Origin of the sequence: Pseudomonas sp. NY11955 (assembly GCF_048068035.1) — a bacterium.
Lineage (GTDB): Bacteria > Pseudomonadota > Gammaproteobacteria > Pseudomonadales > Pseudomonadaceae > Aquipseudomonas.
In genome coordinates, this window is the sequence record NZ_JBLUPS010000003.1 from 443,282 (window position 1) to 469,360 (window position 26,079).

At 65.1% G+C, this 26,079-nt stretch carries 18 protein-coding genes; 6 read left to right on the forward strand and 12 right to left on the reverse strand.

Translation table 11 applies throughout. The features are described 5' to 3' along the window. The first annotated feature begins 112 nt into the window (after positions 1-112). Positions 113-979, forward strand: a complete 867-nt coding sequence (locus ACNFBR_RS07950; protein WP_416734383.1) for a LysR substrate-binding domain-containing protein — start codon at positions 113-115, stop codon at positions 977-979. A 31-nt stretch (positions 980-1,010) separates the two neighbouring features. Here the strand turns inward: ACNFBR_RS07950 and ACNFBR_RS07955 are convergent, their stop codons facing one another. Both ACNFBR_RS07955 and ACNFBR_RS07960 read right to left on the reverse strand, forming a co-directional pair. After that, on the reverse strand, positions 1,011-2,591 hold the full coding sequence (locus ACNFBR_RS07955) for an aldehyde dehydrogenase (NADP(+)) (protein ID WP_416734384.1): 1,581 nt from the start codon (positions 2,589-2,591) through the stop codon (positions 1,011-1,013). A 118-nt stretch (positions 2,592-2,709) separates the two neighbouring features. Further along, positions 2,710-4,104, reverse strand: a complete 1,395-nt coding sequence (locus ACNFBR_RS07960; protein ID WP_416734385.1) for an APC family permease — start codon at positions 4,102-4,104, stop codon at positions 2,710-2,712. 282 nt (positions 4,105-4,386) lie between these two features. On the opposite strand from ACNFBR_RS07960, the gene ACNFBR_RS07965 reads away from it, so the two are divergent. The 3 genes from ACNFBR_RS07965 to ACNFBR_RS07975 all read left to right on the forward strand — a co-directional run bounded on the left by ACNFBR_RS07965 (position 4,387) and on the right by ACNFBR_RS07975 (position 8,307). Beyond that, entirely contained in the window at positions 4,387-5,229 is an 843-nt protein-coding gene (locus tag ACNFBR_RS07965; protein ID WP_416734386.1) for a helix-turn-helix transcriptional regulator, read from the forward strand. 42 nt (positions 5,230-5,271) lie between these two features. Next, positions 5,272-6,654 carry an aspartate aminotransferase family protein gene (locus ACNFBR_RS07970; RefSeq protein ID WP_346645106.1) on the forward strand — a complete coding sequence of 461 codons (1,383 nt, stop codon included), beginning with the start codon at positions 5,272-5,274 and terminating at the stop codon, positions 6,652-6,654. 159 nt (positions 6,655-6,813) lie between these two features. Continuing rightward, a complete protein-coding gene (locus ACNFBR_RS07975) occupies positions 6,814-8,307 on the forward strand; it encodes an aldehyde dehydrogenase (RefSeq protein WP_416734387.1) in 1,494 nt (497 codons plus the stop codon). Positions 8,308-8,448: 141 nt separating this feature from the next. On the opposite strand, the gene ACNFBR_RS07980 is transcribed toward ACNFBR_RS07975, so the two are convergent. The 7 genes from ACNFBR_RS07980 to ACNFBR_RS08010 all read right to left on the reverse strand — a co-directional run bounded on the left by ACNFBR_RS07980 (position 8,449) and on the right by ACNFBR_RS08010 (position 17,992). Continuing rightward, positions 8,449-10,692, reverse strand: coding sequence for a TonB-dependent receptor (locus ACNFBR_RS07980; protein WP_416734388.1), 2,244 nt, complete (start codon positions 10,690-10,692; stop codon positions 8,449-8,451). A gap of 117 nt (positions 10,693-10,809) precedes the next feature. After that, positions 10,810-11,799, reverse strand: coding sequence for a siderophore ABC transporter substrate-binding protein (locus ACNFBR_RS07985; protein ID WP_416734389.1), 990 nt, complete (start codon positions 11,797-11,799; stop codon positions 10,810-10,812). Then, positions 11,796-12,572 carry an ABC transporter ATP-binding protein gene (locus ACNFBR_RS07990; protein WP_416734390.1) on the reverse strand — a complete coding sequence of 259 codons (777 nt, stop codon included), beginning with the start codon at positions 12,570-12,572 and terminating at the stop codon, positions 11,796-11,798. Before ACNFBR_RS07990 ends, ACNFBR_RS07985 begins: the two co-directional genes overlap by 4 nt. Continuing rightward, positions 12,569-13,510: an iron chelate uptake ABC transporter family permease subunit gene (locus ACNFBR_RS07995; RefSeq protein ID WP_416734391.1), complete on the reverse strand. Its 942-nt coding sequence runs from the start codon at positions 13,508-13,510 to the stop codon at positions 12,569-12,571. The genes ACNFBR_RS07990 and ACNFBR_RS07995 overlap by 4 nt, the downstream gene beginning before the upstream one ends. Continuing rightward, positions 13,507-14,448, reverse strand: a complete 942-nt coding sequence (locus tag ACNFBR_RS08000; protein ID WP_416734392.1) for an ABC transporter permease — start codon at positions 14,446-14,448, stop codon at positions 13,507-13,509. The genes ACNFBR_RS07995 and ACNFBR_RS08000 overlap by 4 nt, the downstream gene beginning before the upstream one ends. Next, on the reverse strand, positions 14,448-16,205 hold the full coding sequence (locus tag ACNFBR_RS08005; protein WP_416734393.1) for an ABC transporter ATP-binding protein: 1,758 nt from the start codon (positions 16,203-16,205) through the stop codon (positions 14,448-14,450). The genes ACNFBR_RS08000 and ACNFBR_RS08005 overlap by 1 nt, the downstream gene beginning before the upstream one ends. Beyond that, positions 16,199-17,992: an ABC transporter ATP-binding protein gene (locus tag ACNFBR_RS08010; RefSeq protein WP_416734394.1), complete on the reverse strand. Its 1,794-nt coding sequence runs from the start codon at positions 17,990-17,992 to the stop codon at positions 16,199-16,201. The genes ACNFBR_RS08005 and ACNFBR_RS08010 overlap by 7 nt, the downstream gene beginning before the upstream one ends. 110 nt (positions 17,993-18,102) lie before the next feature. On the opposite strand from ACNFBR_RS08010, the gene ACNFBR_RS08015 reads away from it, so the two are divergent. After that, positions 18,103-18,720, forward strand: coding sequence for a TetR/AcrR family transcriptional regulator (locus ACNFBR_RS08015; RefSeq protein ID WP_416734395.1), 618 nt, complete (start codon positions 18,103-18,105; stop codon positions 18,718-18,720). Between the two features lie 501 nt (positions 18,721-19,221). Then, positions 19,222-22,110: an HD domain-containing phosphohydrolase gene (locus ACNFBR_RS08020; RefSeq protein WP_416734396.1), complete on the forward strand. Its 2,889-nt coding sequence runs from the start codon at positions 19,222-19,224 to the stop codon at positions 22,108-22,110. Positions 22,111-22,113: 3 nt separating this feature from the next. Here the strand turns inward: ACNFBR_RS08020 and ACNFBR_RS08025 are convergent, their stop codons facing one another. The 3 genes from ACNFBR_RS08025 to ACNFBR_RS08035 all read right to left on the reverse strand — a co-directional run bounded on the left by ACNFBR_RS08025 (position 22,114) and on the right by ACNFBR_RS08035 (position 26,064). Continuing rightward, positions 22,114-23,904 carry a sigma-54-dependent Fis family transcriptional regulator gene (locus tag ACNFBR_RS08025; RefSeq protein WP_416734397.1) on the reverse strand — a complete coding sequence of 597 codons (1,791 nt, stop codon included), beginning with the start codon at positions 23,902-23,904 and terminating at the stop codon, positions 22,114-22,116. Between the two features lie 85 nt (positions 23,905-23,989). Continuing rightward, a complete protein-coding gene (locus ACNFBR_RS08030) occupies positions 23,990-24,880 on the reverse strand; it encodes a transporter (protein ID WP_416734398.1) in 891 nt (296 codons plus the stop codon). Positions 24,881-24,939: 59 nt separating this feature from the next. Further along, complete coding sequence (locus tag ACNFBR_RS08035; protein ID WP_416734399.1) at positions 24,940-26,064, reverse strand: NAD(P)-dependent alcohol dehydrogenase; 1,125 nt, start codon at positions 26,062-26,064, stop codon at positions 24,940-24,942. Positions 26,065-26,079 lie beyond the last annotated feature (15 nt).

Here is a 26,079-nt window from a genome sequence, read left to right on the forward strand (position 1 = left end):
GGCGTTACCGGAGTGGTTGTTGTCGGTAGTGCCAAAACTAGGGCTGTCATGTGACAGTCACGCCATCAATTCAATATGGGTTTCGCCAGCCAACCATTCAAAGGATCTATGGATGTCCACCGCTCGCCTGCGTACGTTCCTTGCCGTGGCCCGGCATGCCAGCTTCAGTGCTGGCGCCAGGGCCATCGGCCTCAGCCAGCCGACTGCGACCAACCAGATCCAGGGGCTGGAGCGCGAATTCAACGTCGAGCTGTTCCATCGTCGTGGCCGGCGCATCGAGCTGACCGCCGTTGGCCGCGCCTTGTTGCCGATTGCCCAGCGCATGTCGATGCTCGAGGCGGAGGCCACCAGCCTGTTGCGCGACAGTGGCCAGCTTAACCGGGGGGAACTGAAGATCGGCGCAGTGGGGCCGTTCCATGTGATCGAGATGGTCGACCGCTACCGGCAGGCGTATCCACAAATCGATGTGTCGATCCGTGTGGGCAACTCGGCGTCGGTGCTGGCCGACCTTCAGGGCTACGTGACCGATATCGGCGTGTTGGCAGGGCTGCATGATGACCCGGCGTTCGTCGCTCAACGCTATGCCAGGCACGCGGTGATCCTGTTCGTCCGCGCCGATCACCCGTTCGCCCGCCATGACCAGGTTGCGCTGCAGGCGCTGCAGGGGCAGCCGTTGCTGCGCCGTGAGCAGGGTTCAACCACGCGACTGGCGTTGGACAATGCGCTGGATGCTGCGCAGGTAACACCGCGCATCGTCATGGAGATCGGCAGCCGCGAGGCACTGCGCGAGGCGGTGATCCGTGGCATTGGCATTGGTGCGGTGTCCGAGGCGGAATACATCGCCGACCCCTGCTTGAAAGTGGTCCGCATTGCGCGGGACCCGGTGTACACAGAGACTTACCTGTATTACCTGGCCGAGCGACAGGGTAGCCAGGTCATTGCCTCGTTTCAGCGCTGCCTTCGAGACTGGCACGGCTAAAGGGCGCCGTGCCAGTTCAGCCGATGCGGTATTACACCGCGTCGCGGCTGCTCACGCCATCGAGCAAACGCGCAATCCCCAGTGGGTTGGCACTTTTCAGTGCGTCCGGCAGCAGCGCATCCGGGTAGTTCTGGAAACACACGGGGCGCAGGAAGCGGTCGATGGCCAAGGTACCCACCGATGTACCGCGTGCGTCGGAAGTGGCTGGGTAAGGCCCGCCATGCACCATGGCATCGGACACTTCCACACCGGTCGGGTAGCCATTGAGCAGCAGGCGCCCGGCCTTGCGTTCCAGCAGCGGTACCAGCGTGGCGAAGGCCTCCAGGTCGTCGGGCTCGGCAATCAGGGTGGCCGTCAGCTGGCCTTGCAGGTGGCGCAGTGCTTCGGCCAGTTGCTGGGCATCGGCCACTTCGACCACTACGGTGGTCGGACCGAAGACTTCTTCCTGCAGCAGCGGGTCACCGTTGAGCAGCAGGCTTACGTCGGCCTTGAACAGCTGCGGCTGAGCCTGGTTACCCGTTTGCGGCTGCCCGGCCAGCTGCTGGACGCCTGGGTGCGCCAGCAGGTGCTGCACACCGTTCTGGTAGCTGCGCAGGGTGCCGGCGTTGAGCATGGTTTGCGGACCCTGGTCGGCCATGCGTGCCACCAGCGTGTTCACGAAACGCTCGAACTGCGGTGACTGGATGCCCACCACCAGGCCCGGGTTGGTGCAGAACTGCCCGCAACCCAGCACCACCGAGGCGGCCAGCTCGCCAGCCACTTGCTCGCCACGGGCTTGCAGCGCCTGGGGCAGCACGATCACCGGGTTGATGCTGCTCATTTCGGCAAACACCGGGATCGGCTGCGGGCGTGCCGCCGCCATGTCGCACAGGGCACGGCCACCGCGCAGCGAGCCGGTGAAACCGACCGCTTGAATGGCCGGGTGCTTGACCAGTGCTTCGCCCACACCAGACCCGTAGATCATGTTGAACACGCCTGCCGGCATGCCGCTGCTGGCCACCGCGCGGTCGATGGCGGCGGCCACGTGGGCGGCCGTGAGCATGTGCCCGCTGTGTGCCTTGAACACCACCGGGCAGCCGGCGGCCAGCGCCGAAGCCGTGTCACCACCGGCTGTGGAGAAGGCCAGTGGGAAGTTGCTGGCGCCGAACACGGCCACCGGGCCCACGCCGATGCGGTACTGGCGCAGGTCCGGGCGCGGCAGCGGGGTGCGTTGGGGCAGGGCGCGGTCGATGCGAGCGGCGTAGAAGTCGCCACGGCGTACCACCTCGGCAAACAGGCGCAGCTGGTTGCTGGTGCGGGCGCGTTCGCCGCGGATACGGGCTTCTGGCAGCGCGGTTTCGCGCATCACATGCTGGATGAAGTCATCGCCCAGTGCGTCCAGTTGGTTGGCGATGGCCTCGAGGAATTCGGCACGCTGGGCGGGGCTGGTGCTGCGGTAGGCCGGGTAGGCGGCCTCGGCGGCCTGCACGGCGGCCTCGACCTCATCGCCGGTGGCCTGATGGAAGGCGTAGGGCAGCGGCTCGCCGGTGTGGGCGTCGACGCTGTTCAGCAGCACGTCGCCGTTGCCGCTGAGTTGGCCGGCGATGTGGTTCAGGCGGTGTTCGATGGACATTTCGTCTCCCGTTGGCAATGACAGTCGTTGGGGTTGGACTGTAGGGGGCGAACGGGAGGCTGAATAATGATTAATGCGGATCAGGTGATAACGTTTAGTTATCACCCGGTGTATGGCGTCACTCGGCCATCTGCAACTCCGGCAATTTCACCCGGAAGGCGCGAGTCAGGCCCATCAGCACCACCAGGCCCATGCCCAGCCAGCACAGGCCAATGGTGAACGACAAGCTGGTCAGGCTGCTCCACAGCCACAGCGTGCTGAGAAAACCCAGCCCAGGAATGGCACCGTACAGCAGGTAGTTGCGGCCGCCGCGCAGTTTCTGGTCGACCAGGTAGTGCTTGACCACCGCCAGGTTTACCGCCGAGAAGGCGAACAGCGCGCCAAAGCTGATCATGTTGGCCACGGTGTCTAGGGTGATCACCAGGGCGATCATCGACACCAGGCTGACCACCAGGATGGCGGTGGCCGGTACGCGCTTTTTCGTCGCCAACTGGCCGAACGCCCTCGGCAATGCGCCGTCGCGGCCCATGGCGAACAGCACGCGCGATACGCTGGCCTGGGACACCATGGCCGAGGCGAAGCAGCCGGCCACGTAGGTGGCGGTGAACGCGGTTACCAGCAGCTCGCCGCCTACCCGGCGCATCACGTCCACCGAGGCCGAATCGGGGTCGGCGAAGCTGCCCCAGTCGGGGAACACCATCTGCGCGCAATACGACACCACCAGGAACAGCAGGCCGCCGATCAACGACACCGCCAGAATCGCCACGGGAATACGGTAAGTCGGGTTGCTGGTTTCTTCAGCCATGGTCGACACCGCGTCGAAGCCGAGGAACGACAGGCACAGCACGGCGGCACCGGTCATGATCAGCGGCACGCTGAAGCCTTCGTGGTGGAAGGGCGCCAGCAGCGACACGGGCTCTGCTTGCCCGCTGAGCTTGAGCACGGACAGGGCGACGAAGACGATGATGAACACCAACTGCACCACCACCAGGATCCAGTTGACCCGGGTGATCGACTCGATGCCGATCAGGTTGAGGAAGGTGACCAGGGCAATGGAGCCCGCCACCCACACCCAGGCGTGGATGGTCGGGAAGTATTCCGACATATAGATGCCGATCAGCAGGTAGCTGAGCAGCGGTAGAAAGATGTAGTCGAGTAGCAGCGTCCAGCCAGTGATGAAGCCGATGTGGCTGCCGAAGGCTTTGCGCGTGTAGGTGTAGACCGAACCGGAGTAGGGGTGGGCCTGGACCATGCGGCCATAGCTGTAGGCGGTCAGCAGCATGGCGGCAAGGGTCAGCAGATAGGCGGTGGGCAAGTGCCCTTTGGTCATCTGGGTGACCAGCCCGTAGGTGGTGAATACGGCCAGGGGCACCATGTAGGCCAGGCCGAACAGCACCAGGGCGGTCATGCCCATGGACTTGCGCAAGCGCCCGGTGCTGGCGTTGGGTTGCGAAGGTGCATTTGGGGCGGGGCTGTGTGCGGGGCTATGGGCTGTACTTGTTGTTGTATGCATTGCTAACTCCTGGAAAGGGATGCAGGACACCGCAGTAGGCGAGCAGGCTCGCTACCGGTGGGTGTTGTGCAAGGAGGTCGAGCGAAAGGCTCGCAGCGCTGGGGCGGGTTGATGCTCCCACACCCTGCAGGCACCCGGAATCACCCTTTGGGGTGAGCGAGGGCGGACCTCGCCCGGCTCACCCCAAAGGGTGATTTCGGTGTCCGCAGGGCCGTGGGAGTATCTGGTCAACAACGCACCGCACAGGCGGCGGTGCCACTGAATAGAAACGGCAGGCCCACAGTGACTACTCAATTGCTTTCAGAACACTGGTTCGAGCACCAGGCCAAGGTCACCGAGGCAATCGGCCGGCCGGGCTTTGCCGCCAGCCTGTTTGCCGCACTGGGTGTGATCCGGCCGATCCAGGCCACCACGGTTTACCTGTACCCGCACGATGGCATGCCCTGCGCGCTGTTCGAGCAGGACGACAAGGCACCCTGGCAGCCCGAGGGCAATGTCAGCCGCTATCTGTCTGGCTTCTACCTGCTCGACCCGTTCTACGGTGCTTGCGTGGAGCAAGTCGAATCCGGTTGCTACGGCCTGTTCGAAGTGGCGCCCGACCACTTCGAAGTCAGCGAGTACTACCAGTCGTTCTACCGCCATTCGCACCTGCAGGACGAACTCAACTACATCCTGCAGGTGGCGCCCGGGCAAAGCCTGGCGGTTTCGCTGGCCTTCACCGACAAGCTCGATGGGCAAAGCCGCACGCTGTTCGGGCTCGTCACGCCCTGGGTGCTGGCGGTACTCAGCAAGCATTTTGCCGGGCTGGACAGCCGCGCCGGGCGCTTCGAGAACATCCTCGAGCAACGTATCCACGCCGCGCTGAACAACTTCGGCAGTTCGCTGCTGACCGAGCGTGAATGCCGCATCGCCCAGCTGATTCTGCGCGGCCACTCGACCAAGTCGCTGGCCGAGCGCCTGGGGGTGTCGGAAGACACCATCAAGTCGCACCGCAAGAACGTCTACGCCAAGCTCGACATCGGCACCCAGTCCGAGCTGTTTTCCCTGTTCATCGACGCGCTGGCCAATGCCCAGGGCGTGCTGGGCAAGGACCCGCTGGAAAGCTACATGGGCAAGCTGCGCTGAGCGCCAGCCACCCTGCAACCCCACCGCAAAGGAAAACCAACAATGAACGCGCCTTTCGCCCCGCAACGCCAGACCCGTGACTACCAGGCAGCCGATGCCGCCCACCACATCCATGCCTTCCTCGACCAGAAGGCGCTGAACGCCGAAGGGCCACGGGTGATCGTCGGTGGCGAGCGCCTGCACCTGTGGGACAGCGAGGGCAAGCGCTACCTCGATGGCATGTCCGGCCTGTGGTGCACCCAGCTTGGCTATGGCCGCCGTGACCTGACGGCCGCGGCTGCCGCGCAGATGGACCAGCTGGCCTACTACAACATGTTCTTCCACACCACCCACCCGGCGGTGATCGAGCTGTCCGAGTTGCTGTTCAGCCTGTTGCCGGGGCACTACAGCCACGCGATCTACACCAACTCCGGCTCCGAGGCCAACGAGGTGCTGATCCGCACCGTCCGCCGCTACTGGCAGGTGGTCGGCCAGCCAAGCAAGAAAATCATGATTGGCCGCTGGAACGGCTACCACGGCTCGACCCTGGCGGCCACGGCGCTGGGCGGCATGAAGTTCATGCACGAAATGGGCGGGCTGATTCCGGATGTGGCGCACATCGACGAGCCGTACTGGTACGCCGAGGGTGGCGAGCTGACCCCGGCCGAGTTCGGCCGCCGCTGCGCCCTGCAACTGGAGGAAAAAATTCTCGAGCTGGGTGCCGAGAACGTCGCCGGCTTCATTGCCGAACCGTTCCAGGGTGCGGGCGGCATGATTTTCCCGCCAGAAAGCTACTGGCCGGAAATCCAGCGTATTTGCCGCCAATACGACGTGCTGCTGTGCGCCGATGAGGTGATCGGTGGCTTTGGCCGCACCGGCGAATGGTTCGCCCATGAGTATTTCGGCTTCGAACCCGACACCTTGTCGATTGCCAAGGGCCTGACCAGCGGCTATGTGCCCATGGGTGGCCTGGTGCTGAGCAAGCGCATTGCCGAGGCGTTGGTGGAGCGTGGCGGGGTGTTCGCCCACGGCCTGACCTATTCCGGTCACCCGGTGGCAGCGGCGGTGGCCATTGCCAACCTGAAAGCGTTGCGCGACGAAGGCATCGTGCGCCAGGTGAAGGACGACACCGGGCCGTACCTGCAGCGCATCTTGCGCGAGGTGTTCGCCGACCACCCCTTGATTGGCCAGGTGCAGGGCGCCGGGCTGGTGGCGGCGCTGCAGTTCGCCGAGCACAAGCCGACGCGCAAGCGCTTTGCCAACGAGAACGACCTGGCCTGGCAGTGCCGCACCTTTGGTTTCGAGGAAGGGGTGATCATTCGCTCGACCCTGGGGCGGATGATCATGGCCCCGGCCTTGATCGCCAACCACAGCGAGCTGGATGAGCTGGTGGAGAAAACCCGCATTGCAGTGGACCGCACGGCCCGTCTGGTCGGAAAGCTCTAACCCGCTCGCAAGCCTATCGCCTACCCCTGTGGGAGCGGGCGTGCCCGCGAACACCGGCGAAGCCGGTGCCATTCACCGTGCTGCCTGATTCGCGGGCACGCCCGCTCCCACAGCGCCCACAGGCATTGCAAAGCGCTCCATTGGTCATAAGGAGTACAAATGTACACCCTCGAATTCTGGCAACAACGCGCCTCGGACCTGTACCTGTCGTCCCAGGCGCTGATTAACGGCACGCCCGTCAACGCACAGGACGGCGCCACTTTCTCCGCCGTCAACCCCGCCACCAACAACGTACTGGCACAGGTCGCTGCCTGCGGCCAGGCCGAGGTCGACCTGGCCGTCGCCAGTGCGCGCTGGGCCTTCGAGCAAGGCCCGTGGCCACGCATGGCCCCGGGCGAGCGCAAGCGGGTGCTGCTGCGCTTGGCCGAGCTGATCATGGCCCATCGCGAAGAGCTGGCCTTGCTGGATTCGCTGAACATGGGCAAGCCGGTGATGGACGCCTACAACATCGACGTGCCGGGCTCGGCACAGGTGTTCGCCTGGTACGGCGAGGCGCTGGACAAGCTGTACGACCAGGTGGCGCCCACGGCCCCGAATGCGCTGGCCACCATCACCCGCGAAGCACTGGGTGTAGTCGCGGCCGTGGTGCCGTGGAACTTCCCCCTCGACATGGCCGCCTGGAAGCTGGCCCCGGCGCTGGCCGCCGGTAACAGCGTGGTGCTCAAACCCGCCGAACAGTCGCCGTTCTCGGCCTTGCGCCTGGCCCAGCTGGCGCTGGAGGCGGGCTTGCCGGAAGGCGTGCTGAACGTAGTGCCGGGCCTGGGCGAGCAGGCCGGGCAGGCGCTGGGCCTGCACCCGGATGTGGACTGCCTGGTGTTCACCGGCTCTACCCAGGTGGGCAAGTACTTCATGCAGTATTCGGCGCAGTCCAACCTCAAGCAGGTGTGGCTGGAGTGCGGCGGCAAGAGCCCCAACCTGGTGTTCGAAAACTGCCAGGACCTGGACCTGGCTGCGGAAAAGGCCGCCTTCGGCATTTTCTTCAACCAGGGCGAGGTGTGCTCGGCCAACTCGCGGCTGTACGTGCAGCGCTCCATCCATGATGAGTTCGTCGAGCGCCTGCAGGCCAAGGCCCGCCAGTGGTTGCCGGGTAACCCGCTGAACCCGGCGAGCCGCGCGGGGGCCATTGTCGATGCCGAGCAGACTGGGCGCATCGAGGCCGCCATTGCGCGTGCCGGGCAAGAGGGGGCGCGGTTGGTGTGTGGTGGCCGACGCCTGACCATCGACGGTGCGGACAACTACATCGAGCCGACCATTTTTGCCGGCGTCGAGGGCCGCATGAGCCTGGCGCGCGAGGAGGTGTTCGGACCGGTGCTGGCCGTCAGCGCCTTCGACACGGAAGAACAAGCGGTACGCCTGGCCAACGACAGCATCTATGGCCTGGCGGCTTCGGTGTGGAGTGACGACTTCAACCAGGTGCACCGGGTGGCGCGGGCGTTGAAGGCTGGCACCGTGTCGGTGAACACGGTTGATGCGCTGGATGTGACGGTGCCGTTCGGCGGGGGCAAGCAGTCGGGTTTTGGCCGCGACCTGTCGCTGCATTCGTTCGACAAGTATTCGCAGCTCAAGACCACCTGGTACCAGTTGCGCGGCTGATGCACCGATCATGAACCGCGTCGCCTGCTTCGCGGGCTCGCCCGCTCCCACAGAGCCACCACAATCGTCAGCCTTGTGGTGGTACCTGTGGGAGCGGGCGAGCCCGCGAAGAGGCCTTTACAGGCGCTGCAAGGTTGTCGGCTAGAAGTCCACGCTAGCCGACAGCTGATATGTCCGTGGCGCGCCCAGCCCCAAGGTCTGGGTCAGCGGAACCCCCCAGTAATCCTTGTCCCCCAGGTTGGCGATGTTCGCCCGCAAGGTCACCGGCTTGCTGGCGACCAAGGTAACGTAGCGGGCGCCGACGTCGAAGATCGTGTAGCCCGGAATCGACAGGCTGTTCTCGGTATTGATGTACTGCTTGGACTGCGATGTTACGTTGCCGGTCAGGGTCAGCCCGTCCAGGCCGGGAATGTCCCACTCCATGCCCAGCTTGCCCTGCAGCTTGGGGTAGGCGGTGGCGGTCTTGCCATCGTTGGCACCGCCTGGGGTCTTGGTCAGCTTGGGGTCGACATAGGCCACGCCACCCATCAGGCGCACGTCGGGCAGGGGGGCGCCGAAGAAACTCCATTCCACCCCTCGGTTACGTTGCTCGCCGCCGAACGAGAAGATGTTGGTTACCGGGTCTGTGTTGCTGGCCGGGCGCTTGATTTCGTAAAGCGCCAGGGTATGGCTGAACGTGCCCAGGTCGAGCTTGACACCGATTTCCTTCTGTTTGGATTTGTATGGCGCGAATACGTCGCCACGGTTTTCCGCGGTAATGGGCGCGATGACACCTTTGCTCAGGCCTTCGATGTAGTTGGCGTAAAGCGAAAGCTCGTCGGTCAGTTTGAACAGGATGGCCCCGGCGGGGGTGGTGGCGTGGGTGTCGTAGCCTGGTTTGTTGCGCGCGCCGGTCGTGGTGTTGTAGGTGTCGGTCACCACTTCCTGACGACGTACGCCGAGGGTGAGTTGCACGCGGTCATCCAGCACCGACAGGGTGTCGGCGATGCCATAGCTTTTCAGGTCGTTTTCCGTATGGGCGATCAGTGGCCAGGCCTCCGACACCTTTGGGCCCCAGACCGGGTCGTAGATATTGGTCGTCCAGTTCGAGCCGGCGGCGCGGCGGCCAAAGTCCTTTTGCGTGTCGCTGTACTGGGTGGCGTTTACCGACCATTGGTGGTTGATGCCGAAGGTATCGAAATGCCCACGCACCCCGACTTCGGCAGAGGTCTTGTGGATCTCCATCTGCAACTGGCCCATTGCAGTGGTGAAGTCGCCGGCGCTGTTGATCACGGTGGCTGTCAGTGCGCCGCTGTAGCGGTAGTCGGTCTTGCTGGTGCCGACCGCGCCGTAGGCCAGCAACTGGTCGCTCAGCTCATACTCGCCGCGCAAGATGACGCCCTTGTCCTTGGTTTGCACGTAGGCCCAATCGGGGTTGAGCAGTGTGTCGTTCTTGGGCGGCTTGGGCACTGGCACGCCAGCGGCCAGGCCCATGCCGCGGTTCTGGCCGCGGATATGGTCGTCGGTATCGAACAGGTCGAGTGACAGCTTGGCACGTTCGCCTCGCCAATCCAGGGCCAGTGCCGACAACACGTTGCGCTGGCCTTGATCGTCGATGGCGGTGTCGCCGTCGCGGTACATGCCGTTGAAGCGCACACCGAACTGGTTGCCTTCGCCGAAGCGCCGGCCCACATCTACATGGCCACCGAACTGGGCGTCGGAGGCGTAGGTGGCGGTCACCCGGGTGAGCGGCGTGTCGCCGGCGCGCTTGGGAATCAGGTTGACGATACCGCCCACCGAACCACCGGGCGGCATGCCGTTGAGCAATGCCGATGGGCCTTTGAGCACTTCGATGCGCTCATACATTTCGGGTGAGGCGCGATAGAAGGGCGCCATGCCGAACAGGCCATCGACGGTCATGTCGCTGACGCTGGTCTGGAAGCCGCGGATCGAGTAGTTCTCGCTGAAGGTGCCGGTCATGCCGTTGCTGAACACCGACGGGTCGGTGGCGGCGATGACGTCGGTGATGTCCCTGGCCTGCAGGTCCTGGATGTAGGTGTCGGTGTAGCTGACGGTGCTGAACGGCGTTTCCATGAAGTCTTTGTTGCCCAAAAGGCCGACGCGCCCGCCCGTGGCCACCTGGCCGCCGGCATACACCGGTGGCAGTGACTCGCTGGCGCTGGCCTGGGCGTCGATCAGGGTGGCGGGCAGTTCCGGCACGGCTGTTGGTTCTTCAGCGGCCTCGTGGGGGCGGGTGTTGGCTGCCTCGGCTTGTGCGGCCATTGGCGCCAGTGTGCAGCTACCGAGGGCCAGGCCGATGAATACGGCCTGTGCCAGCGGGGTGCGCTGTAGCGCAAGCGAGGTCGGGGTAGCGGACGAGAGTGTGGACAAGGGGCGGATGAACACGCGATAGCTCCAAAGGGACGGATGGCAGGTGGGTGTTTTTGGTTTTAAAAAACGAAGACGTAAGGCAAATGAGAATCACGCGCTAACGCGGTGACAGGCGTTTGCAAAAGACAGGGCTCAGTCTTGGTAGCCCTTGATCACGTCGTCTGCGATCAAGGCCAGCGACGTCGGGCTGGCGGCCGTGACGTACCAAGCCTCCGGGTCGACGAACACCACGCGGCCGTGCTTCCAGGCGTTGGTCTGGCGTAGCAGCGGGTTGCCCAGGGTTTCAGCCGTCATCAGCGGGCGGTGCTCCATGACGGCGGTGCGGTCCACCAAATAGAGAATGTCGGGGTTGGCCTGCTGGATGAACTCGCTGGAAATCGGCTGGCCATGCAGACCAGTGTCCAGGGTGCTGGTGGCCGGCTTGACGCCCAGGTCGTTGAAGATGAAGCCGTAGCGCGATTGCACGCCAAAGGCGCTGAAGGCACCGTTGTTGTGCAGCACCACCAGGGCCCGCTCCGGGCGGTCGCGGGTAACGCTGCGCACCTGGGCCAGCTTGGCGTCCAGTGCGGCTGTCTTGGCCTGGGCCAGCGCCTGCTTGCCAAATACCTGGCCAAGGCTTGCCAGGTGCTGTTTGACCACCTCGACATGGCCGACCTCGCTGTCGCGGTAATCCACATCGAAGTGCAGGGTCGGCGCCATTTCGCTCAATTCGGCGTAGTGGTTGGCCTGCAGCGAGGTGATCAGGATCAGGTCGGGCCGGGCGGCATGCACCCGCTCCAGGTTGGGCTGCACGATCGAGCCGACATCCTCTGTGCTTTCAGCATCCTGGTAACGGGCAAGGAAATGCGGGACGAAATCCTTGGGCATGCCAGCCACGGCCACGCCCAACTGGTCAAGGAAGTCCACTTCGTTCATGTCCAGGGCCACTGCACGTTGTGGCAGTTGGCTGATCACCGTGGTGCCCAGCTTGTGGTGCACGGACACTGGCGCGTAGTCGCCATGGGCTGCGGCTTTCAGCGTTGCCGTCGCGTTTGCCGAAGGCTCGTTGCAGCCGTGCAGGGCGAGGGTGGCGCCTAGCAGCAGCGCCAACGTCCAGCCGTGGGTGGGGTGTTTGCAGTTCATCGCTTTTCTCCGGGTGGGTTGAAGTAGTTGCACAGGCGACCGCGCGCGCCGTGGCTGATTTCGAAATCCAGCCCGTACAGCGCGTGCAGCTGTCGTTCGGTCACCACCTGGTCGACGCTGCCGCTGCAATGCACCCGGCCGCCCCGCATGGCAATGATGTGGTCGGAGTAGGCGGCGGCGAAGTTGATGTCGTGCACCACCAGGATCACCGTGCGGCCAAATTCGTCGCACAGTCGGCGCAGGGCGCGCATGATCTGCACGGCGTGGCGCATGTCGAGGTTGTTCAGCGGTTCGTCGAGCAGCAGGTAATCGGTCTGCTGGGCGATGGTCATGGCCAGGAACGCCATTTGCCGTTGGCCGCCGCTGAGTTCATCGAGGTAGGCCTGGCGCAGTGGCTGAAGGGATAGGAATGCAATAGCCTGGTCGATGGCCTGGCGGTCCTCTTGGGTGAGCGCACCCTGGCTGTAGGGGAAGCGGCCGAACGCGACCAACTCGTCGACGGTCAGGCGCAAGTTGAAATCGAGCGTCTGGCGCAGGGTGGCGACGCGCCGGGCGTAGGCGCCAATGGGGATGCTGCCGATGCTCTGCCCGTCCAGCCGGATGTCGCCGCTGCTCGGCTCCAGCAGCCGAGCCAGCAACATCAGCAACGTGGTTTTACCCGCGCCGTTGGGGCCGATCAGCGAGGTCAGCCGTTGGCGTGGAAAGCTTGTGCTCACCCCGCTCAGCACGGCCTTGCTGCCGTAGCGCTTATGCAGGTCATGGACAGTGATCATGCGGTTCCCCGGTTGCGCACCATCAGGGCGAGGAAGTAGGTGCCACACACCAGATTCACGAGGATGCCGACGGTGGTCCTGTAGTTGAAGACATGCTCGACCAGCAGTTGGGCGGCAATGAACACGGCAATGGCCACGGCGCTGCCGAGAGCCAGGGTGGCCCGGTGGCGAAAGGTGCCGGCCAAGGTGTAGGTGATGTTGGCGACGAATACGCCCATGAATGCGGTAGGCCCAAGCAGGCTGGTGGATACCGCGACCAGTGCCGCAATCAGCGCCAGCAGCAGGCGCACGTTGCGCCGGTAGTCCACGCCCAGCGAGATCGCCTGGTCGCGCCCTAGCGCCAGCACGTCCAGTACCGGTACGGCCTTGGCCAGCAGCACGCATAACCCCGCCACCAGCACGGCCGAATACAGCAGCAATTGCGGCGATGCCCGGTTGAACGACGCCTGGGTGTAGCCCAGCAGCATCGAGAACTCGCCTGGGCTGACTTTCAGCTGGACGAACTGGGTGAATGTGGCCATGACCATGGTCAGCACCAGGCCAACCAGCAGCAGGAAGTACACGTTGTTCTTGCCGTCGCGAAACAGCCAGCGGTGCAGGGCCCAGGAGTAGCCCAGCATCAGCAACACCGACAGCAGGAAGTTGCCGTCACTGCCGAGTACCGTCAGCCCCTGCACGCCCATGGCCAGTACCAGGAGCGCCTGCAGCAGCAGGTACACCGCCTCGTAGCCCATGATCGCCGGGGTCAGGATGCGGTTAGCGGAAAGGGTCTGGAAGGCGATGGCGGAGCAGGCCACGCACACCCCGCCGATAACCATGCTCCCCAGCCGTGCCAGGCGCTTGGGGATTACATAGGCAACGTCCGGCCCGGCGTTGGCGAACACGAACAACAGCGCCAGGGCGACCACGGCCAGCCATGCCCAGTGCCGACCTTTCATCGTTGCCTCCAGATGATCAGCCCAAGGAAAATCAGGCCGCCAAGCCCACCCGCAGTCAGGCCGATGGGCACTTCGAACGGGTAGATCAGCAGCCGCCCGAGCAGGTCGCAGACCAGCAGCAACGCCGCGCCAGCCAACGCTATCAGCGGCAGGGTGCGGCGCAGGTTGTCGCCATGACGCAGCGCCACCAGGTTGGGGACCACCAGGCCGACGAAGGGGATGGCGCCGACGGCGATCACGCTGGCAGACACGGTCACGGCCACCAGCAGCAGGCCCAGCCTGAGGTTGGCGGTGTAGTTCAGGCCAAGGCTGGTGGCCATGCCTTCGCCCATTCCCAGCACGGTGAAGCGCTGCGCGTACAGGTAGGTGAGCAGCACGATCGGTAGGATCAGGTAGAGGAGTTCGTAGCGCCCTTGCACCACCTTGGAAAAATCACCCAGCAACCAGCCTTGCATGCTCTGCAGCAGGTTGAAGCGGTAGGCGTAGAACTCAGCCAGCGCACTCAGCACGGCGCCGTACATCAGGCCGACCACCGGCACCAGCACCGCGTTGCGGGCGCGGATGCGACGGATCATGGCGACGAACAGCAGGCTGGCGGCAAAACACAGGGCCAGGGCGAACAGCATGCGCAGCAGCGCCCCGGCGGCCGGCGCCAGGCTCAGCGAAAGCAGGATGCCCAGGCGCGCGGCATCCAGCCCGCCGGTGGTGCCGGGTTCGACGAAGCGGTTGCGCACGATCTGCTGCAGGATCACCCCGCACATCGCCAAGCCCACACCGACCAGTATCAATGCGGCCAGGCGTGGCAGACGGCTGGCGGTCAGGGTCAGCCAGGTGTCGCCATCCAGAGAGAACAGTTGGGCCCAGGCCAGTTCACGGGCTCCCACCGTCAGTGAGGCCACGCACAACAGCAGGAACAGGGTGAGCCATACCACACGCATCAGGGCTGTTCCACGTGTGGCACGGCGATGCGCCAGCCGCTGGCGGCGTGACGCTGCTGCAGAAAGCGTGCATAGCGCCCGCCACGGGCGCGCAGTGCTGCCGGTGCGCCTTGCTCGACCACCTGGCCCGCCTCCAGTACCACGATATGGTCGGCCATGGTCACGGTGTCGAGCTGGTGCGCGATGACCACCAACGTGCAGCGTCCGCGCAGGCTGTGCAGGGTTTGAGCAATCACTGCCTGGTTCTCGGCATCGAGGGCGGCGGTGGCTTCATCCATCAGCAGCACGGGCGCTTGCTTGATCAATGCGCGGGCAATGGTCACCCGCTGGCGTTCGCCGCCAGACAAGCGCGCGCCACTTTCTCCCACGGGCGTGGCGAGCCCCTCGGGCAGCCGTTCGATGATCGGCGTCAGCCCGGCCATGTGTGCCGCCTGCAAGACCTCGCCGTCGCTGGCGTCGGGTTTGCCGATGCGGATGTTGTCGGCGATGCTGCCCTGGAACAGCCAGGTATCCTGCAGCACCTGGCTGACGGTGTCGGTCAGGGTGGTGCGGGCTATTTTCCGCACATCCACACCGCCAATTCGCACGCTGCCCTGGGTGCTATCGAGGAACCGCGCGATCAGGCGCATCAGCGACGACTTGCCCGAGCCCGAGGTACCGATGATGGCGGTCATGCTGCCCGCTGGGAGGGTCAGGTTCACGTTCCGCAGCACATCGGGCCCGGCGGCGTCATAGCGCAGGCATACGCCGTGCAGGTCGATGCCACCGTCTACTGGCTGTAGGGGCGAAGCAGGTTCCGGCAAGGGCGTGGCAGCAAGGATCTGCTCGATCTCCTGCAACTGGCCGTGTGCGCCACGCAGAATCTCGACATGGTTGGCCACATCCTGCAGTGGGTCGATGAAGCGGCACACCATTGCCAGTGCCACGATCACTGCCACGGCATCCTGCGCCTGAGCACCTGCCTGATTGCCGAACCACAGGCCACCGGCCACCAACAGTGCTGCGAACGTTGCCTGCACGGCCCAACTGTTGAGCAGTGCCGACAGCGAGGCGCGAATGATCAGGCCCATGCCGCTGCTGCGCTGGCGCTCCAGGCTTTGCGACAGCATGCGCGTGCCGCCGCCACCGCCGTTGAACGCCCGTAGCACCGACTGGGCCTGGGCGAACTCGACCATACGCTGGCTGGCTGCGGCAAAGTGCTGGTGAAACGTCTGGTCGGCGCGGCGCCCCAGGCGTGCGCTGAGCAGCAGGACTGCGGCCAGGGCCGGCAGCGCCAGCAGTGCGACAAGCCCCAGCGCAGGGTGTAGGGCGAGCAGAGCAGGCAGCACCACCAGCGGCATGACGCAGCCGCTGATCAAGGGTGTGAGGACATGGGCCGGCAACTGGGCCACGGCCATCGTACCCTGGGTAATCACATGCCCAAGCCGGGCAGTGTTGTCCGGGGTGAACCAGCCCAGCGGCAGTTGGGCCACCTGGGCGCCGATGTGCTGGCGGCCGCCTTGCAGCACTGCCACCGCCAAGCTTATGCCGGCCTGTTCCACCTGACGGCGCCAGACCCAGCACAACGCCATACCGGTCGCCAGCACGGCCAGCCAGGCACTGGCGGCAGGTACATCGTCGTTCAGCAGGTGCAGCATGATCGGCGCCAGGGTGCTGATGGTCAGGCCACTGAAAACCCCATACAGCACGGTCATCAGCAGGTAACGGCGCCAGGCGGGCGCGCTGTCGCCGAGCAGTCGAACGAAGGTTTTCAGCATGCAGGCAGCGCCTTTTTCACGGAGTCCTGGTAACGGCCCTGGGTCCACAGCCGGGCATACAGCCCTTGGCGGGCGAGCAACGCGTTGTGGTGCCCCTGTTCACGCACGGTGCCTTGGTCGATCACCAGGATCTGATCGGCGTGCATCACCGTGTCCAGCCGATGGGCGATGACCAGCAGCGTGCGGCCCTGGGCGAAGCGCGCCAGGGCGTCCTGGATCGCCGCCTCGCTTTCGGCGTCGGCGGCGGCGGTGGCCTCGTCCAGTACCAGCACGGGCGGGTCGAGCAGTACGGCGCGGGCAATGCTCAGGCGTTGCTGTTCGCCACCGGACAATTGCGCGTCTTCGCCAATCACCGAGTCATAACCGCGCGGCAGTTGCAGGATGCGTGCGTGAATGTTGGCCAGGCGCGCCGCCGCCTCAACCTGCTGACGGGTTGCGGCCGGTCGGCCCAGGGCGATGTTGTCGGCCACACTGGCATGGATCAGCCGCACCTCCTGCAGTACGAAACCGATACGCCGGTACAGTTCGCGGCTTTCGATCTGCCGCAGGTCGACGCCGCCCAAGGTGATGCGCCCGGCGTCGGGGTCGAAAAAACGCAGCAGCAGGCGCGCGAGCGTCGACTTGCCGGCACCGGACGGGCCGACGATGGCGGTGGTGGTGCCGGGGGCCAGGGTGAAGCTGATGTCGTTGAGCACAGGGTTGCCAGGCACATAGGCATGGCTCAACTGTTCCACGCGTACTTCGCTGCCGTTGGGCAGGCTGCCAGCGGCAGGGGCCGGGAGCACTGGCGTATCCAGCAGGGCCTGAACCCGTTGGGCTGCCGCCACCGCACTGTTCAGGTCGTGGGTGATGAAGTGCAGCAGCTGCAAGGGGGCGCACAGCCCCGGCGTGACCAGGGCGAACGGCAGGATCTGCAGGGGTTCGATCCAGCCCAGGGCTACGAACAGCATGCCCGCCAGCAGCACCACGCCCAGTACCGTCACCGGTGCGATCAGGGCATTGGCCCGGGCCATCGCCGCGACCAGTGGCCGGGTAAAGCCGGTGAAGGTGGCGGCGAAGTCATCGACCGCGGCACGGTAGCGGTCCTGGGCGTTGCCACGGTCGCCGAACGCTTTGACCAGCGGCATGCCGTTGACGAACTCGACCACCGCGTTGTCGATGCGTGCCATGCCTGCGACCACATCGCCCATGTGTTGCGCGCTGGCCTTGACGGCGCGATGCAGGAACAGGAAGAACGCCGGGAACGGCAACAGCGCGATCAGCGCCAGGCGCCAATCCATGGCGAACAGGTAGGCCACTGAAATCAGCACGGCACCGACGGCGCGGCCCAGCGTGGTGAAGAAGTGCGCGGTCAGGCTGTGCAGGGTGCCGATGTCATCCTGCATTGCCCGTTTCACCTCGCTCGACGCCCGTTCGCTGAACCAGCCGAGCGGCACCTGCATCAGGCGCTGGCCGATGGCTACGCGTAGCTGGTGGGTGATGTGATTGTCGGCCAGGTGCGCCAGCATCTCGCCCGCGGTGACCAGCGCCATGCCGACGAACAGGCTGGCGATGCTGGCGGTGATGGTCCAGCCAATCGTGCCTGTCGCAGCGGTTGTGTTAAGCGCCGCCTGTGCGATGTGCACGATGCCCGCCAGCGGTACCAGCGTCAGCATCGAGCCGCTTGCCGCCAGCAATGTGGCAACGACCAACCGCCCGCGAATGGGCGCAAGCAATCGACCGAGGGGGCCGCGAACCTTGCTTCTGGCTGGGGCAGGATTGTCGAACGAAGGGGATGAATCGGACATGAAACAGGCCTGTCAAAGCTGAAAGCGAATTAGTTGCATGACTATAAACTAATTTGCGAAAACCCGACAAGACAGCTACAAGACTGTCTTCACAAACCTTGGAGCCGCAGATGCAACCACCTCAAGCCACGCCCGGACGCGGACGCCCTCGTACCATTACCCGTGAACGGATTGCTGACGTCAGCATTGCCATCGGTTTGCCTAGCCTCACTTTTGTGGGCGTGGCTGCGGCGTTGGGGGTGAGCCACATGGCCTTGTACAAGCACGTGGCCAACATCGAAGCTCTCAAGTGTCTGGTGGCCGAGGAGATCTTCCAGCGCTGGCAGATCCCGCGCGCCGACGGGCGTGCCTGCGAAGACCTGCAGGCCTATCTGACGCGCTTTGCCACCTCGGTACAGGGGTTCGTCAAGGCGCACCCAGGGCTGACGCCCTACGTGATTCGCAGGCTGGCGGCGACGGACGCGATGATTGGCAAGATCAACGAGCACCAGGCACACATCGCCCAGGCCTACGGCCTGACCCTGGAGCAGTCGCGCTGGTTGCTGTCGACAGTGGCGTTCCATGGTTTTGCAGTGGCCGATACGGTGTACACGGTGTCGGGGCGCGAGCCGCTGCTGGAGGCTGATCGGGTAGGGGAGGAGTCAGAGATGGAAGTGGAGTTGCTGGAAGGGATGCAGGCGCTGATTGTCGGGGCGCTGGTGATGCTGGAGCAGCAGGGTCGTAAGTGAGCTTGCACCATCACCCAGGCACCGCGTCACCCGGTAGGAGCAGCCTTGTGCTGCGAAGGGCCCATTGCCGCCGACGATGATCTTCAGCCCTACCGGCCTCTTCGCAGCACAAGGCTGCTCCTACAGGTTCTGTGCTTGGCGCTGTGGCAGGTAGCTTGGAAGTGGAGTTGCTGGAAGGGATGCAGGCGCTGATTGTCGGGGCGCTGGTGATGCTGGAGCAGCGGGGTCGCAAGTGAGCTTGCACCATCCCCAAGCTACCGCGTCACCCGGTAGGAGCAGCCTTGTGCTGCGAAGGGGCCATTGCAGCCGACGATAATCTTCAGCCCTACCGGCCTCTTCGCAGCACAAGGCTGCTCCTACAGGTCCTGTGCTTGGCGCTGTGGCAGGTAGCTGACAGCCCACCCCAACTGATTTTTTCGCCAACCCGGCAAAAAGCCCACCCGCGCTCTACACTGCTCCGGATATCAGCCAAGGCAATGTGCCGCACATGGAGTACCTGGGATGGGCTGCGTGTCGACTGGTCATGCTGTTGGCAACTCCGGACGTGGCATTTCACTGCAGTGGCTGGTGGCGCTGGCCATCATGCTAGGCATGCTGGTTCTCGGTGCCGCCCTGGCCTGGCAGGGCTATCGCGGTATCAGTCAAACCTTGGTGGCCGCCGCGGGCGATGCCGCCCAGCAGGTCGGCAAGACCATCGACGAGCGTGCCCGGCGCCTGATCGAGCCGGCGCAAAGCAGCATTCGCCTGCTGGCCCATAACCCGACTGCGCACACCCAGGCACAGCGCCTGGAGCGGCTACCACAACTGGTCGAAATGCTGGATGCCAACCGCATGCTCAGCGCCGCCTACCTGGGTTACCCAAGCGGCGAGTTCCTGCTGGTGCGTCGCCTGCGTGACCCGCAGTTGCTGCAGCGGTTCGCCGCGCCACCGGGCGCCGCCTTTCTGGTGCAGAGCGTAAGCCGGGGCGACGGCGCTGTGATGCAGGGCGAATGGCGCTTCTACGACCGGGCGCTGAACCTGTTGCAGGCCCAGGCCAAACCCGAGTATCGCTACGATCCGCGCCAGCGCCCGTGGTTCACTGAAGCCACTGCACAGCCCTCCACGGTGCTGACCCGCCCTTATGTGTTCTTCACCACCCGTGAAGTTGGCCTGACCATGGCTCAGCGCAGCGTCGATGGCGGGGCGGTGATCGGCCTGGACGTGTCGGTCAACGACCTGGCCAGCGAGACCCAGGACCTGCGCATGACACCCGGCACCGAGATCGTCGTGGTCGATGACCAGGGCAACGTCGTGGCTTACCCGGACCCGCAGCGGGCAATCGTGCAGGAGGGGCAAGGCGTGCGGCTGTCGCGTGTCGCAGAGCTGGGCGCCCCCAGCCTGGCGCGGCTTTACGCTGACTTGCCGCAGGGCAACCAGCCCCAGCCTTATCAGGTGGACGGCCAGACCTGGTATGGCATTCGCGTGCAGCTGACCACCCTGGCCGGGCATGACCTGCAGGCGCTGATTGCCGTGCCAGGCCACGAGTTGCTGGCGGGGGCGCGCAATGTCGTGTTCGAACAATTGCTCTGGACCGCGGCGCTGATGGCCGTGCTGCTGGTGCTCGGTGGTGTGCTCGGGCGGCGCATCGGCCGCCCGCTGCGGTTGTTGAGCGCGCAGGTGCAAGGCTTGGCCAGCTTTGATTTCAGCCGTGAGGTGGGCGTGCACTCGCGGGTGTCCGAAGTCCGTGAATTGAGCCGCGTGCTTAGCCGCATGTCCGGTACGATCCGCAACTTCCAGGGCATTACCCTCACGCTCAGCCGTGAGCGAAACCTGGAGCGCATGCTCGATGGCGTGCTGAGTCATCTGGTGGAGGCCGCCGGGGTCAGCGCTGGCGTGGTGTACCTGTACGACGCCGAACAGGCGTTGCTGCGCCTGGCCGCTTCGTGCCGTGGTGAGCAATACCCCGTCGAGCTGGCCGTGGATGAAGGCGCCCGGCAGCAGTTGGCCGCGGCAGTGACCCAGGCTCTCGGCCTGCACGAGCGCAGCCTGGCCGTGGTGTTGAATGACCGCAGCCAGGCGCTGTTGGGCATCCTGGTATTGCAACTGGACGACGAGCAGGCGCATGAGCAAGTGGGCGAAACGTTCCGGCAGTTTGTCGAGGAATTGTCGGGCGTGGCTGCGGTGGCTATCGAGACACGCCAGTTGGTCGAAACCCAGCAACGGCTGCTGGACGCCATGATCAAGCTGCTGGCCGACGCCATCGATGCCAAGAGCCCCTACACCGGTGGCCACTGCGAACGGGTGCCCCAGCTGGCGCAGATGCTGCTGGACCAGGCCGTGGCAGCCGACAGTGGCCCGTACGCCAGCTTCAGCATGACCGAGGCCGAACGCTATGAATTTCGTGTGGCCGCCTGGCTGCACGATTGTGGCAAGGTCACCAGCCCGGAGTACGTGGTGGACAAGGCGACCAAGCTGGAGACTTTGTACAACCGCATTCACGAAGTACGCATGCGTTTCGAAGTGCTCTGGCGCGATGCGCAACTTGCCTACTGGCAAGGCCTGGCCAGCGGTGGCGAACCGCTGGCCTTGCAAGCCACCTTGGCGGCCGCCCAAGCCGAGTTGCAGGACGACTTCGCCTTTGTCGCCCAGGCCAACATCGGCGGCGAGTTTATGCAGGACGCCGATGTCCAGCGCTTGCAACGGATCGGCCAGCGCCGCTGGCTGCGTCATTTCGATAATCGCCTGGGTATTTCCCGTGATGAAGCCGAGCGCCTTGCAGGCCTACCGCAGCCTGCGCTACCGATAGCCGAACCCTTGCTGGCCGACCGCCCCGAGCACTGCGTGCCCTGGGGCATGCGCACGCCGCCGGTGGCCAAGGACGACCCGCGCAATATCTGGGGGTTCGACATGTGCCTGCCCGCCCACGCCAGCAACCACGGCGAGCTGTACAACCTGGCGATCCGCCGTGGCACATTGAATGACGAGGAGCGCTTCAAGATTAACGAACACATCGTGCAGACCATCATCATGCTCAGCGCGCTGCCGTTCCCACGCCATCTCAAACGGGTGCCCGACATCGCTGGCAACCACCACGAGAAGATGAACGGCGGTGGTTATCCACGGCGCCTGGGCGAGCAGGACCTGGGCATCGCCGAGCGGGTGATGGCGATTGCCGATATCTTTGAAGCACTGACGGCGGCAGACCGGCCTTACAAGCCGGCGAAGACCCTGTCCGAATCGATAAAAATTCTGGTGTTCATGGCCCGCGACGGGCACGTCGACGGGCAATTGCTGCAGTTGTTTCTCAGCAGCGGGGTGTACCGCCAATATGCCGAGCGCTTCCTGCGCACCGAACAGATCGACGAGGTGGATGTGGCCTACTGGCTGGAACAGATGCGCTGCCCGGCCTGAGCGCTACTGCTTGCCCAGGCGCTTGTACAAGGTAGTGCGCGAGATGCCGAGTTCCTTGGCGGCGGCGCTGACGTTACCGGCATGGGCCAGCAGCACGCGCTCGATCACCTGCTGCGTGGCGTCGGCCAGGTTGCGCGCGACCGCGACCGCCTGGCCCTGCAGTTCGTCTGGCAGGTGCGTTACGCCGATGCATGGCTCGCCGGCGGCCAGTACCCCGACCAGGCGCGCCACGTTGTCCAGTTGCCGCAGGTTGCCCGGCCAGTGGTAGGCCTGCAATTGGCGCCTGGCCTCTGCCGCCAGCGGCGGAAAACCCGGGCGCTGGAAGAAATGGTCGATCAGTTGCGCCTTGTCCAGCCGCTGATCCAGGGCGGGCAGGGCCACGCGCAGGCCGTCCAGGCGGTAGAACAGGTCCTCGCGAAAGCCGCCGCTGCTCACCAGGCTGGCGAGGTCCTTGTGGGTAGCGGCGATGACGTGGGCCTTCAGCGCTACGCTGCGGGTACTGCCAACACGGGTGATCTGCCGCTCCTGCAAGGCCCGCAGCAGCCGGCTTTGCAGGGCCAACGGCATGTCACCGATTTCGTCGAGCAGCAGGATGCCGTCGCCGGCGGACTCCAGCAGGCCCATGGCGCCGCCTTTGCGAGCACCGGTGAAACTGCCTTCGGTGTAGCCGAACAGTTCGGCTTCGATAAGGCTTTCGGGCAGGGCTGCGCAGTTGATTGCAACGAATGGGGCCTGTGGGCAGCAGTGTTCATGCAGCGCCTTGGCGAACACTTCCTTGCCGGAGCCGGTGGGCCCGGTGATCAGCACGGGTAAATGACCGGTCACGGCCTTGCAGGCATCTGCGAAGCGGGCGTTGACCCGCCGGTCGCTGCCCAGCGCCGTGAGGCTGGCCCGCAGCGGCCGTGGTTTGGCGGCGGGCTGCGCCAATAGCCGGCCATACAGGCGTGAGCCATCGGCCAGGGCCAGCAGTTGCGGCGAACCGTCGAGGCCCTTGTGGCCGGGGCGGTCGAACAACTGCTCCAGCGTCAGCCCTTCAGGGCGGTAGCTGGGCACGCCCAGCAACTGCTGTGCGGCGCGGTTGGCGGCGTACACCGTGCTATCGTCGTGCACGGCCAGCAGCGCCTGCAGTGGCGAGCCGAGCAGCCTTGGGTCGTGCTGCAGCTCCAGGATGCGGCAGCCCGGCAAGCCGTGGAAGAAATTGTTTTCGGTCGCCAGCGCCGCATGCTTGAGGCGTTCGAGCATGGTCCCGGCATTGCGGGTGCCGATACCGGTCAGGTCCAGCGCGCCGAGCAGCTCGCCATTCACCCCGCGCAACGGCACGCTGACGCAGAAAAACTGGGCAAATTCCTGCAGGTAATGCTGGTTGCCGGCAACGATCGCCGGCAGGCCGTCCATCAGCGTGCAGGCCGGGGCGGTGGTGCCGACGTCGACCTCGCTGACCCGGCGTCCGGCGTGCAGGGCCGACAGCGGGCTGTCGATGCCCGCCGGTTTGCGGGTTTGGACAATGCGGTTATCCGGGTTGACGCAAAACAGCATCCAGTGTGAATCGCCAATCAGCTCCCACAGCCGTTCCAGCTCTGGCTGCACGCAGGCGGCCAGTTGGCTGTCGGCCTCGGTCAGTGGCAGCACATCCAGCTGCCCGTGTGCCAGGCGCGGTTGCCACGGGCTGAGCCCGGCGGCCCTGGAACGCTCCCACGAGCGTTCGATCGGTTCGGGCAGCAGCCCGGCGGGCAACGGCAGGCCTTCGGCGAACTGCTGGCGGGCGCTGTGCAACTGGAGTTGTAGGCGATCCATGGGTACACCTTGTGAGGGTTTACGGCACGCTGCTGACTGCGCACGTTGCGCCGCTGCCGGCAGCGCGTCAAGGCTGCCGCGCCGATCAGAACAGCAGCAACGCCCGCAGGTTGACCCCGGTATCCTCCTGGAAACCACCGACCACGCGGGTGTCGTGGGTCAGCTGGCCGCTCAGTTGTACGGCCTTGCCGACCATCTGCTGGAACTCCAGGCGCACTTGTTGCACCTCGGTCTTCTGCCCGCTGTAGTCGCCCGACAGGCGCTGCTTGCCGCCTTCGCTGGCGGAAAAGCCCAAGGCCAGGCGCTGGGCCGGGTTGAAGTCGTAGCGCAGGTTGGTTTGCAATTGATAGGTTGGGTCTTGGCGCAAGGTTTGGCTGCCACTCCCGGCCTTGTCGTTGCTGCCATAGAACACCGCGTCGGCATACCACTCCATCGACCAGCGGCCCCACAGCGGTTCTACCCAGCCCAGCTGCAGGTCGCCTTTCCAGCGGTTTTCACCCAGGTTCACAGCGGCGTCGCGGTCGTACTGGCCCCACGGCAGGTACAGCAGCGGGGTAATGCCGAAGTAGCGGCCGCTGGCGCCGACGCCCGGCTGGTTCACCAGCCAGAAGGTGGCGCCGATGATCGGGTCGGCCAGGCCGCTGTTGCTGCCCAGCGACTGCCCGCCGACCTTCACGTCATAGACATGGCCGAACGGCAGCAGTATTTGCGGATCCACGGTGATGCCGGCAATTTCGGTGAAATGGATCAGGCGCAGGATGCTGATGTTGGAGCGCAGGCGGGTGCTGTGCGTGGCGTCGGGTGCGCCGTCGCCGTTGAAACGGTCGGCGCGGCTGAACTGCTGGTACCAGGCGGCGACGTTGGTGCCTGGCGGCAGCGCCGTGTAGTCGCCGGCATTCACATCCACGGCCAGGGCCTTGGCCGAAACCAGCGCGCAGGCCAGCATGCCCCAGGCCAGGCTGGAGTTCTTCGTCATGTCAGGGGTTCCCTTGTTCTTGTTATGGGGTGGGGCAGCGCGTGGCTGCCCCTGAGGGTTTACTTCTGGATGCGGATGATCGGTTTCAGCGTCAGGCCCTTTTCGCTGTCCTCGGCGGCCTGGTTGATCTGCTCGAAATCATAGAAGCGCACCAGCTTGTCGAAGGCGAAGCGGCCCTGCAGGTACAGGTTGACCAGCTCGGGGATGAACTTCTTCGGCACGCTGTCACCCTCGACGATGCCGCGGATGACCTTGCCGCCCAGCAGCAAGTCGTTGACGTCGAACTGCGCCGTGGTGCCCAGCGGCGGCGCACCGACCACCCCCAGCGCGCCACGGCTGCCAAGGGCATCCACGGCCTGGCGCAGCACTTCCGGGCGCCCGGTTGACTCCAGGGCGAACTGCACGCCGCCGCCAGTGATTTCGCGGATGGCTGCCACGGGGTCGGCCTCACGGCTGTTGACCACGTGGGTGGCGCCCAGCTCCAGGGCCAGCGCCAGACGCGAAGGCACCACGTCGACCGCGATGATGGTGGCGGCGCCTGCCACTTGCGCGGCCAGCACGGCGGAAAGGCCCACCGCACCGCCGCCAAAGGCGGCAAAGGCGCTGCCGGGGGTGACTTTCAGCGAGTTGATCACCGCGCCGGCGCCGGTCTGGATGCCGCAACCCAGCGGGCCGAGCAGCTCGATGGGCGCTTCCTTGGGCACACGCACGGTGTTGTTCTCGCGCCCCAGTGCGTAGGTGGCGAACGACGATTGGGCGAAGAAGTGGTCATTCAGGGCGTGGCCTTGTTCGTCCTGCAAGGCATGCTGGCCTTCGGGGCCGGCGCCACTGAAGTTGCGCCCGAAGAAGTCCTGGCAGTAGGCGGCGTGGCCGGCGTCGCAGGCCAAGCAATGGCCGCAGTGGCCGTAGGTCATCACCACGTGGTCGCCTACCGCCAGGTGCTGCACCAGCGGGCCAACCGCTTCGACGATGCCCGAGCCTTCATGGCCCAGCACCGCCGGCAACGGCACCGGGTAGTACTGGTCGCGCACGATCATGTCGGTGTGGCACATGCCGGTGGCGACGATGCGTACCAGCACCTCATCACCTTGTGGCGCACGGATGCGCGCCTGTTCGAGCACGAAGGGGGCGCCTTTGCCACGGGTGACGGCAGCTTGAATGGGGCGTAACAGGGGGGTTGTCATTGTTATTGTTCTCCG